This is a genomic window from Bradyrhizobium sp. P2_E8 (genome assembly GCF_056403875.1).
In genome coordinates this window covers 1-8,684 of record NZ_JBFUES010000231.1, presented here as the reverse complement: position 1 = coordinate 8,684, position 8,684 = coordinate 1, and the positions used below count along the sequence as shown (strand labels likewise).

7 protein-coding genes and 3 pseudogenes are annotated in these 8,684 nt (G+C 61.0%); 8 read left to right on the top strand and 2 right to left on the bottom strand.

Annotated elements, in window-relative coordinates:
- Positions 1–186, bottom strand: a pseudogene (locus AC1D00_RS15220) (hypothetical protein); the annotation flags it as partial.
- Between the two features lie 154 nt (positions 187–340).
- Here AC1D00_RS15220 and AC1D00_RS15215 point away from each other — a divergent pair.
- The 6 genes and pseudogenes from AC1D00_RS15215 (at position 341) to AC1D00_RS15190 (ending at position 3,864) form a co-directional block, all read left to right on the top strand.
- Complete coding sequence (locus AC1D00_RS15215) at positions 341–1,045, top strand: multiubiquitin domain-containing protein (RefSeq protein WP_477011233.1); 705 nt, start codon at positions 341–343, stop codon at positions 1,043–1,045.
- On the top strand, positions 1,042–1,371 hold the full coding sequence (locus tag AC1D00_RS15210; protein ID WP_477011232.1) for a hypothetical protein: 330 nt from the start codon (positions 1,042–1,044) through the stop codon (positions 1,369–1,371). The genes AC1D00_RS15215 and AC1D00_RS15210 overlap by 4 nt, the downstream gene beginning before the upstream one ends.
- Positions 1,368–1,886, top strand: coding sequence for a hypothetical protein (locus tag AC1D00_RS15205; RefSeq protein WP_477011231.1), 519 nt, complete (start codon positions 1,368–1,370; stop codon positions 1,884–1,886). The genes AC1D00_RS15210 and AC1D00_RS15205 overlap by 4 nt, the downstream gene beginning before the upstream one ends.
- Entirely contained in the window at positions 1,873–2,775 is a 903-nt protein-coding gene (locus AC1D00_RS15200; protein ID WP_477011230.1) for a HesA/MoeB/ThiF family protein, read from the top strand. The genes AC1D00_RS15205 and AC1D00_RS15200 overlap by 14 nt, the downstream gene beginning before the upstream one ends.
- A gap of 67 nt (positions 2,776–2,842) precedes the next feature.
- Positions 2,843–3,079, top strand: a pseudogene (locus AC1D00_RS15195) (non-homologous end joining protein Ku); the annotation flags it as partial.
- A gap of 169 nt (positions 3,080–3,248) precedes the next feature.
- A pseudogene (locus AC1D00_RS15190) lies at positions 3,249–3,864 on the top strand (cell envelope biogenesis protein TolA).
- Between the two features lie 27 nt (positions 3,865–3,891).
- On the opposite strand, the gene AC1D00_RS15185 reads toward AC1D00_RS15190, so the two are convergent.
- On the bottom strand, positions 3,892–4,155 hold the full coding sequence (locus tag AC1D00_RS15185) for a hypothetical protein (protein ID WP_477011229.1): 264 nt from the start codon (positions 4,153–4,155) through the stop codon (positions 3,892–3,894).
- 681 nt (positions 4,156–4,836) lie between these two features.
- Between AC1D00_RS15185 and AC1D00_RS15180 the strand changes: the two genes are divergently transcribed.
- Together AC1D00_RS15180 and AC1D00_RS15175 are read left to right on the top strand one after the other, a co-directional pair.
- Positions 4,837–7,518: a DUF2235 domain-containing protein gene (locus tag AC1D00_RS15180; RefSeq protein WP_477011228.1), complete on the top strand. Its 2,682-nt coding sequence runs from the start codon at positions 4,837–4,839 to the stop codon at positions 7,516–7,518.
- Positions 7,515–8,090, top strand: coding sequence for a hypothetical protein (locus AC1D00_RS15175; protein ID WP_477011227.1), 576 nt, complete (start codon positions 7,515–7,517; stop codon positions 8,088–8,090). The genes AC1D00_RS15180 and AC1D00_RS15175 overlap by 4 nt, the downstream gene beginning before the upstream one ends.
- Positions 8,091–8,684: the final 594 nt, after the last annotated feature.

Below are 8,684 nucleotides of genomic sequence, written 5' to 3'. Positions count from 1 at the left end.
CGCCGAAACGTCGCCGCCATCCTTGCGCCAACGGAAATAGGTCGAGCGGCCGGGAGATCCGAGCAATTTGATCTGCTGCTCGGTGCTCAAGTCCCAGATTTCCGCGAGTTTGAAGAAGAAATCGAGCGACGATGGGCGTGGTCCTTCTGGCTGCTGGGTGGTCTGTGTCCGCTTGCTGATGTCCATAGGGCTCCTCGGGTTGTGCCAAATGGGACTTGATTTGCAAAAATAGTCCCATGAGGTACAGTCTCATTACGGACTGATTCGGAATCATCGGTCTCTTCCGGGATTTCGTCAAGGCAAACGGCGCCTGTCCGTGCGCACCCGAAGGAGACGGCTCATGGATACGGTGCTGACGAGTTCCCATGACGAGCAGGCGAAGGCCCGCTCGTTCGAAGTCCAGATCGGCGACGCCAATTTCGACTTCGCCACGGTCGCGTTCGATGACCCCGAGGTCACCGGCGCCCAGGTCTGCATGGCCGCCGGCCGGCACCCGGTCGAGGATTATGTCGTGCTGCGGCATCTCGGGACGGGCGAGCTGGAATCGCTGCGTCCCACCGAGACCTCCGATCTCGACAAGAACAAGGTCAGCCGCTTCTTCGTGATCAAGGGCGGCGACACTCACCGGTTCTTCGTCGAAGGCCTGGCGATGGAATGGCCCCACAACAAGCTGATTGCTTCGCAGATCAAGTTCCTCGCCGGCGCCAGCGACGATCAGGCGCTGTCGCTGGAACGTCCGGGCGTCGATCAGGTCTTCGAGGACGACGACGAGGTCGACATCGGCGGCGGCGGGGTCGAACGCTTCAAGCTGCGGCACCGCAAGAAGACGGTGACGGTGATCTACGGTGGTGATGTCGAGTTCGAGCTCGAGCGCCGCRTCTACACCACCGAGGAGTTGATGGCGGTGTTCGGGGTGCCCGCCGGCTACAAGCTGGACATCATCGGCATCGATGGCGTCTTCCGCGAGATGGCGCCGGGCGAACGCCTCAAGGTCAAGGACGGGATGGAATTCGCCTCCCATCCGCCGGTGGGACAGTCGTCGTGACCACCGAGCTTCAACTCGCGGTGCTGCGGCGGATCAACCGCGGCGCCGAACTCTGGGACGAGGGAGGTCAGCCCCTCGTCTATCTGCCGGCGATGAAAGTACAGCACAACGGAGGCACGGCGACGGTCGACGGCCTGCTCTGCCCGCGTAGCCATGGCAGCTACACCACCCGCCTCTTCCTGTCGCAGCCCTTTCCGAACCGCGGTCAGAATTGGACCGTCCATCAGATCATGGGCAGGGCCTGGCACACGATGTCTTACAACTACGTGCCGGCATCACTGCGCTGGGCCGAGATCCTCGCCATTCACCTGGGGCAACTCAAATGAAGGTAGCACTGAAGATTACGGGTCCGATGCTGGACCTCGTCCGGCGCGATCTCGCGCGCCCCCATTTCTTCGCGCACGAGCGCGTCGGCTTCCTGTCGGCAGGCGCCGCCGCCGTACCGGGCGGGTTGATGCTGCTGGTCCGCGGATACATGCCGGTCGCCGACGAGGACTACGAAGTCGCCCCTGGCGTCGGTGCGCGGATCGGGTCCAACGCAATGCGCAAGGCAGCGCAATCGGCCTATCGACCCGCGTCGACGCTCCTGCACGTCCATACCCACGGCGGGCGCGGCCTTCCCGGGTTCAGCGGCGTCGACCTGAAGAGCGGCAACGAATTCGTTCCGGGCTTCTTCCAGTCCTGTCCGAAGATGCCGCACGGTCTCCTGGTGCTGAGCGACAATGGCGCGACGGGCCTGCTCTGGCTCGAGCCCGGCAAACCCTCCGTATCGATCGACCGCTTCATCCGAGTCGATCAGCCGATCGTCGAACAATGGGGTGCGAAATATGAGCTGGCTTGACCGACAGAGCTTTCTGGGCGCCAAGAGCGAACAGCGGTTGGCGGACGTGACCGTCGGTCTGGTGGGCCTCGGAGGCGGCAACTCTCACGTCGCCCAGCAGCTCGCGCATGTCAGCGTCGGCAATTTCGTGCTGATCGACGCCGACCTGATCTCGTTGACCAATCTCAACAGGCTGATCGGCGGCACATGGTGGTACGTGCTCAAGCGGACCGCGAAGGTCGCGATCATGAAAAGGATGATCCTCGCGATCAATCCGAAGGCGCGCGTCGAGATCCATCGCAAGCAATGGCAGCTCGCGGGCGACGCGCTGAAGCGCTGCGAGGTCATCGTGGGCGGTCTCGACAACGTGCGCGGCAAGGACGAACTCGACGCCTTCTGCCGGCGTTTCCTGATCCCGTATATCGATCAAGGGATGGACGTGCACAAGCTCGGCGGCGGGCATGGTCATCTGGTTGCTGGCCAGGTGGTGCTGTCCGAGCCCGGTAGCCCGTGCCTGCGCTGCATGGGTATCGTCACCGATGCGGCGCTGGCAGAAGAGTCCCGCAGGTACGGTGCCGCCGGCGGGCGTCCGCAAGTGGTGTGGTCGAACGGCGTGCTTGCCTCGCTGGCGGTCGGACTGGTCGTGCAGTTGACCACCCCTTGGAGCCGACGTGCCAGACCGGGAGCCTACCTCTCATATGATGGCAATTCGGGCTTGGTGGTGGAGGCCGAACGATTTCGGCGCTGGTCGGCTTCATGCACGCATTATCCGCCAACGGCAGTAGGCGACATGGCCTTCGACATCCGCAAGTTCATGGCCGGGGAAATAAGTGCTAGTCAGCCCCGCCCTTCGTGGGTGGAGCGCATTCTGCTGAACTTTCGGGGTATGAAAAACGATACGTTAGTGTAACGGCAAAGGTACTAGTTTGCAGGTACTTCATTGATGCCGCGCGGACGTCGAAATCGACGAACCTAATCCTATCTGCGGCAAGCAGTGCAGACGTCCCCGTGGCGAGAACGTGGTCGACCTGATGGACGCGCTACGCACGACCATCGGCGGCGCTGAACCGGCAAAGGGATCGAGCCCATCGAAGAAACCACGCAAGGTCGCAAGCGGTCAAAAGGGAATGCTGATGCCCAACGCCGGCAAGAAACCGGCCAAGGAGGCCGTGGCAAGGAAGCCGGCGGCCAAACCGCAGCGGAAGTCGGCTTAAGGTATCTTTGCGGTGGGTTCACGGAAAGCTCGCTCCGACACACCGGATGCGTCGGGATATTTTCCGGGCCGGCCGCTCTGTTCGCCCGCTTTGGAAATTCTCTGCTCGCGAGGTAGACAGCACGGCTGATCGCATGGCAGCAGTCAATGGGCGTGCGGGGAAGCGTCTCATGGCGAGAAAACTGAAGACCTACCAGACCTCGCTGGGCTTCTTCGATCTGGCGATTGCCGCTCCGTCCATGAAAGCAGCTCTGGAAGCGTTGGGGCGCAGACAGCAATCTCTTCCACCAGGGCGCAGCGAACGAAAGCGACGATCCGGACGTCATCGCCGCGACCACGGCAAAGCCCGGCGTCGTTCTCAGGCGCCCGGTCGGATCCGACGGATCTTTCAGCGAACATGCCGCGCTGCCCACCGACCTTGGCGGCGGCGGACGCACAAAAGCCGTCCGCAAGTCGAAAGGCCCAAAGGCGAAGAAACCTTCCTCTCGCCCTGTCGACAAGGCTGCGGAACGAAAGGCCGCTCTCGCCTTCGAAAAGGAGCAGAAGCGGCGCCAGCTTGAACGGGCGAAGGAAGAGACTGCCAGGCAGAAGGACCGTGAACGCCGTCAGCAGGCGGTCGACAAGGCGCAGGCTGCGTTGGACAAGGCTGAGCAGGAGCACGCAAAGCGGGCCACCGCCATCCAGGCCGAGGTCGAGGCTCTCGAGAAGAGATCGCAAGCCGAAAAAGCCCGCCGGGATAAGGAGAAGGAGCGATTGGAAGCTACGCTGCGGCGCGCGCGGGGTTAGTTTCYGTCATGCTCGGCGCCGGTCCTTCTAATMAGGAGGGCATTCTGGGCAGGTATCACCAATCGAGTTCAGCACGTCGCGAACCTCTGCCGCCGCTGCATCAGGCGAGACGCCCGCGGGCGGGTCYACGCGGGCGATATCGAAGGCCCGCTCCCTTGCATGCGGATCGGCGCGATCCTGCATCCAACCRTGCTCCTCGCACTCGCGGATGGCGCCAGCTTCCTGGAGCACGTCAATCGCCCATCCGCGCATCGTCCGTATCGCCGGTCTTCGTTCACTTGTCATCAGCATAGGAATAGCTCCTGATACGGCGAATCGTTTTGTCCGTCATTCGTTCCGGCTGCTAGCACATGGCTGGGATTCRCAACGGCAGGAACTCAAGGTTTGGAGTGCGACCGCCCGCGAACCCGCCAGGAAATCCAAAGCCTCAGCTAGCGCTTCATTCCGGTTAGTGCGCGTCCGGCAAGTGCCGGACCGGGCTTTTCAATGATTCAAGGATGCTGCGCGAGTGAACTAGTTTTGGCAGCGCGCCTCGAATGCCTGGCCGGTCACAGACGAAAGAGCCAATTCGAGCGGCAACATCCCCCCCGAGGGGACTCTCACGGAAAAAGAGCGGCTGTCAGAACTGGAGGTGACGCGTCTTGCGCTCGTGAATAGCGCGCAGCAACTTGTTAACAGTGCGCATGAGGCCGCCCGGCGTGGTCTCGTGGCCAGCCATTTTCACGTGCCGGTTTTCGCCATAGCTAGCGAGAGACACGAAGCGCCGCTCTCAACGCAATGCAAGGTTAGACAGTCCGCGCTTCGGCTACTGGTATGTGGTCTTCCGAGATCCATCCCTTGAACATGTTGATAACCCGGCAGCCGCGATTGACCTCCTGAAAGTCGTTGCACACAGTACAACTAAAAATTGCGCGTCCATTGTTATGAGCCAATTTCACTCCCTGGGAGGGAGATTTTTTCCAAGGAGCCGGCATGCCCGATGGGAAGCGCATCATCCTGCTATCGGATGGAACGGGCAATTCTGCTAGCCAAGTATGGAAATCGAATGTCTGGCGCGTGTTCGAAAGTCTTGATCTCAGAGGCAGCGATCAGATTGCGTTCTACGATGATGGTGTAGGTACATCATCGTTTAAGCCGCTCGCGATTCTGGGAGGTGCCTTCGGCTGGGGTCTCAAGCGCAACGTCCTCGACATCTACAAATTTCTTTGCCTGAACTACAAGCCGGGCGACCAGATTTACGGCTTTGGCTTCAGCCGCGGCGCCTTCACCATCCGTGTCGTGATCGGTCTGGTGCTTAGCCAAGGACTGGTAACGGGTGCAACCGACGCTGAAGTTTATCGCAACGCCATCATGGCGTACCGTGCGTATCGCGCCGAAAAGTTTCATACGATCCACCGCATTGAGACCGTCTTCCGTCTGTTGCGCGATCTCTTTCTTCTCATCATGGGAGTGCGCTACGACAAAAGGGCGAACCAGCGTGTCGGAAGCATTGCTTTTCTCGGTCTGTGGGACACTGTCGCCGCCTACGGACTGCCGGTCGACGAAATGGTGCGGGGCGTCAGCCAATGGATATTGCCCCTCGAGTTGCCCGATCGTACCTTCGACCGTCGCATAGACCGGGCTTGCCACGCGCTCTCGCTCGATGACGAGCGCACGACGTTCCATCCCGTGCTTTGGAATGAGAAGACTGTTCCTCCCGAAGTCCTGACGCAGGTCTGGTTCGCCGGCGTCCATTCAAACGTGGGCGGCGGATATCCTGACGACTCCCTGGCGCATATTCCGCTCTATTGGATCATGACCGAGGCACAGTCGCGCGGTCTTAGCTTCAAAACGACACCGAACCAGCCGGACAACCCTGATCCCGATATGCTTGTCTATGCCCAATGGAAACGGGACAAGGACGGGCGCCTCTACGACTCGCGAAATGGCATGGGCGGATATTACCGCTACGGCCCACGCAAGATCGAAGATCTCAGCAAGATGCGATTTTCGCTGCGCAGGGACGATTTCGTCAGTAACAACCCGCCAATCATTCATGAGACGGCCATTCAACGCGCGATGATCGGCGCTCATCGCTATGCTCCGATTGGAATTCCGCGTGAGTATGAAGTCTTGACCGAAACCGGGATCGCGCCCCAGTCGAACTATGAAAGTACTGACGATGTAGATCAGCGCTGTGATGCTCAAAAGTTCATCTGGAACCAGGTCTGGCGACGGCGGCTGATCTATTTCATTACGGTTTTTGCATCTGTCTATGTTGCGCTTTATCCCCTGGTTGTGACCACCGACAGCTCCGGGGAGTTCGCCACCCGACTGACGCTTGTCTCTGCCGGCATCCGAGCGCTGAACGCCGTTCTGCCGAGCGCATTATCGCTCTGGGTCGAAGCCTATGCGCGCGATCCGAGCCATTTTCTATTGCTTGGTTTTCTCGTCGTTCTCCTGATCTGGCTTGGCGTGAAGCTGGGCACCCGGATTGAGGAGCGGATGGAGCGCATATGGCGCCGATTCGGTAGCAACGGCATGTCGAAGGGCGAGATTTRCCTTCGGCTTGTCGGCGCGGCGGTGGCTCTTTACGCCATCTTTCACAACAAGCTGCCGCACTACTGGCCGGACGAACCGCTCATGGACAGCCTCATCAATGGCTGGGTCAGAGGTATTCTGATTTTCATGCTCATCGCTCTCTTCACGCCGCCTTGGCTCGCCTTTCATCTTCGCTCGGCGTGGCTCTATCGTCGCACCATCCGGGGCATCAAGCTTTATGTTTTGCCGGCCTTTTTCGCCCTGAGCTTCCTGACGCTCGCATTCTTTTTGGCCAATCATCTCGTTTTTAGCGTGAGGGATTCCTACGGCGCCGTCTGCCAGGAGAGTGGAGTTGCCGAGGGACTTTCGGCGTGCCTTGCCTCCTCGGTGGCGACGTGCGGCGGGCCCGCCAACGCGACGCCCATGTGCACTTACGGCCGGGCAGTCTCCTGCGGGGACAGTGGGGCGGCTGCGACATGCGAGCGGCGTGCGACGCCTGGATGCGATCCCGCGCACGGAAATTGCGCATTTTGGGTTCCGGTGTGCCATCCCGCATCGGCGGGTGCGGCCGCACGGCCGCCAGGAGGGACTGGCTTCGCGATCTGTCCATCCACGTGTGAGGTGCGGCCAAATGAGACCGACCGGGCCCAGAGACATCCGGACAATGTCCTCGATGTCAAATCGGTCTGCAAGCCGACCGGCATCATGGTCGAGCAGGGCCGTAAATACAGGATCACCATCAGGGCGCCGGCGCCGGGTGACAAATCAGCATGGAAGAATGGTGACCTCGTTGTCAGCACACGTGGCCCCGAACCGTCGTCGATGGGCCTTGCTGATCGTCTGCGTGCGGTCCTGTACTGGCCTTTGAAGCGGCATCTGCTCGTCCAGCCATTCAAGGTCATTGCCCGCGTCGGATCCACAGGCAACGACGAAACCGTGCTCGAGCCCGACGAAGACAAAACCTCAAACGATCTCGATGCGGTCATCACGCCGCGAAGGGACGGGGAGCTCATGCTTTACGTGAACGATGCCATCTGGGCGTTCGATGGCAAGCGCGGCTCGACCTTCTACGATACGCATGACGGCAAGGCCATAATTGAAGTGAGGCAGACCGACTGGATCCAACGGCAATGATCCGGCTCATCATCCTGTTTGCGACACTCGCGATTGCTCTGCCATTCGTAATTGCGAAGGGGGCATTGCCATTTGGCACTGCGGTGTCGCAGAGGTTTCTCGAGCGGGAAACGAATGATGGAGACCCGCGCTTCACAATTCCGCCGGAGGCAAAAACCGGAGACAAGCTCGGAACGAGTACGCTAGCCATGTGGGTACATGCGCACGCGGATCTGGCGGGGGGCTATGCGCGACACGTCATTCCCCTCGATATTGTCTATCTCGTATGTCTCGGCCTGTTTCTGGCAATGGCGAGCGTAACTCTGCGCGACCTCACGGAAGGACCATCGTTCTTGTCGCACATACCGATCTGGGTGTGCTGGCTATTGCCATGCGTCTATATTGCTTGTGATCTTAGCGAGGATCTTCTGATCGTGCTCCTCTTGACCTGGCCGGCGACAATCGAAGGCGTCGCGTTCCAGGCACTTTCGCTCGTGCGCAACGTCAAGATTGCGTCGGTCGGCCTCGCGTTCATTCAAGTGCTGCTACTTTGTGTTGCGTCGTACATCTGGCCGGCCACGGCAAAGCTGTAACGCGCGTGGGGCCGTCCTGTCTATTGATCAAGCTGCCAGATTGGCGCGTCCCTCCGGGGGCGGGCTCTATGCGCGCGCCGCGCACCGAGTCTGCGTCTCGGCCCTTCGGGTGACGATCCTTCGCGCAGAATAGTGTGTCGCTCGCCGGAGGCACTCGCTCGCGGGCCCCGCCGTCATTGCATGCCGGCGTCGCTATCACTGTCCCGCGTTCGGGTGCCTTCTTAACCGGTCTCGCGACTGCACTCGGTCCCGGGTCCCGCCGCTACGCGTCGGCGCTATGCTGACCCTCCTGCGGGTGCCTTTTTCTCTGCCGGGCACGGCTTRCACCAGCCAACCGTCCTCTTGCTCTAAGGGGCTCCGCCCCTCGCGCGCGCCAGGGTGAAGCGCCGGTCATGCCGGCGCCGACCCGAGCGGTCTCCCCGGTCTTCCGCGCTTTCTCAGATCCTCAACACCGGAAATCCTGGCACGCGCTTGTGCAGACCCGCTCTTCGAGCGGCCCTTCGGGCGGGCGATCCCCCTCCGCTCGGGTCGCCCTGGCACTTGCTACCCCTGGTCTCGCCGACGGGCAGGGGCGCAGGCGCGGAGTGCGCCCCC

Coding starts and splice junctions, on each gene's coding strand:
- AC1D00_RS15175 (WP_477011227.1), top strand. CDS start 7,515: ATGATCCGGCTCATCATCCTGTTTGCGACACTCGCGATTGCTCTGCCA.
- AC1D00_RS15205 (WP_477011231.1), top strand. CDS start 1,368: ATGAAGGTAGCACTGAAGATTACGGGTCCGATGCTGGACCTCGTCCGG.
- AC1D00_RS15200 (WP_477011230.1), top strand. CDS start 1,873: ATGAGCTGGCTTGACCGACAGAGCTTTCTGGGCGCCAAGAGCGAACAG.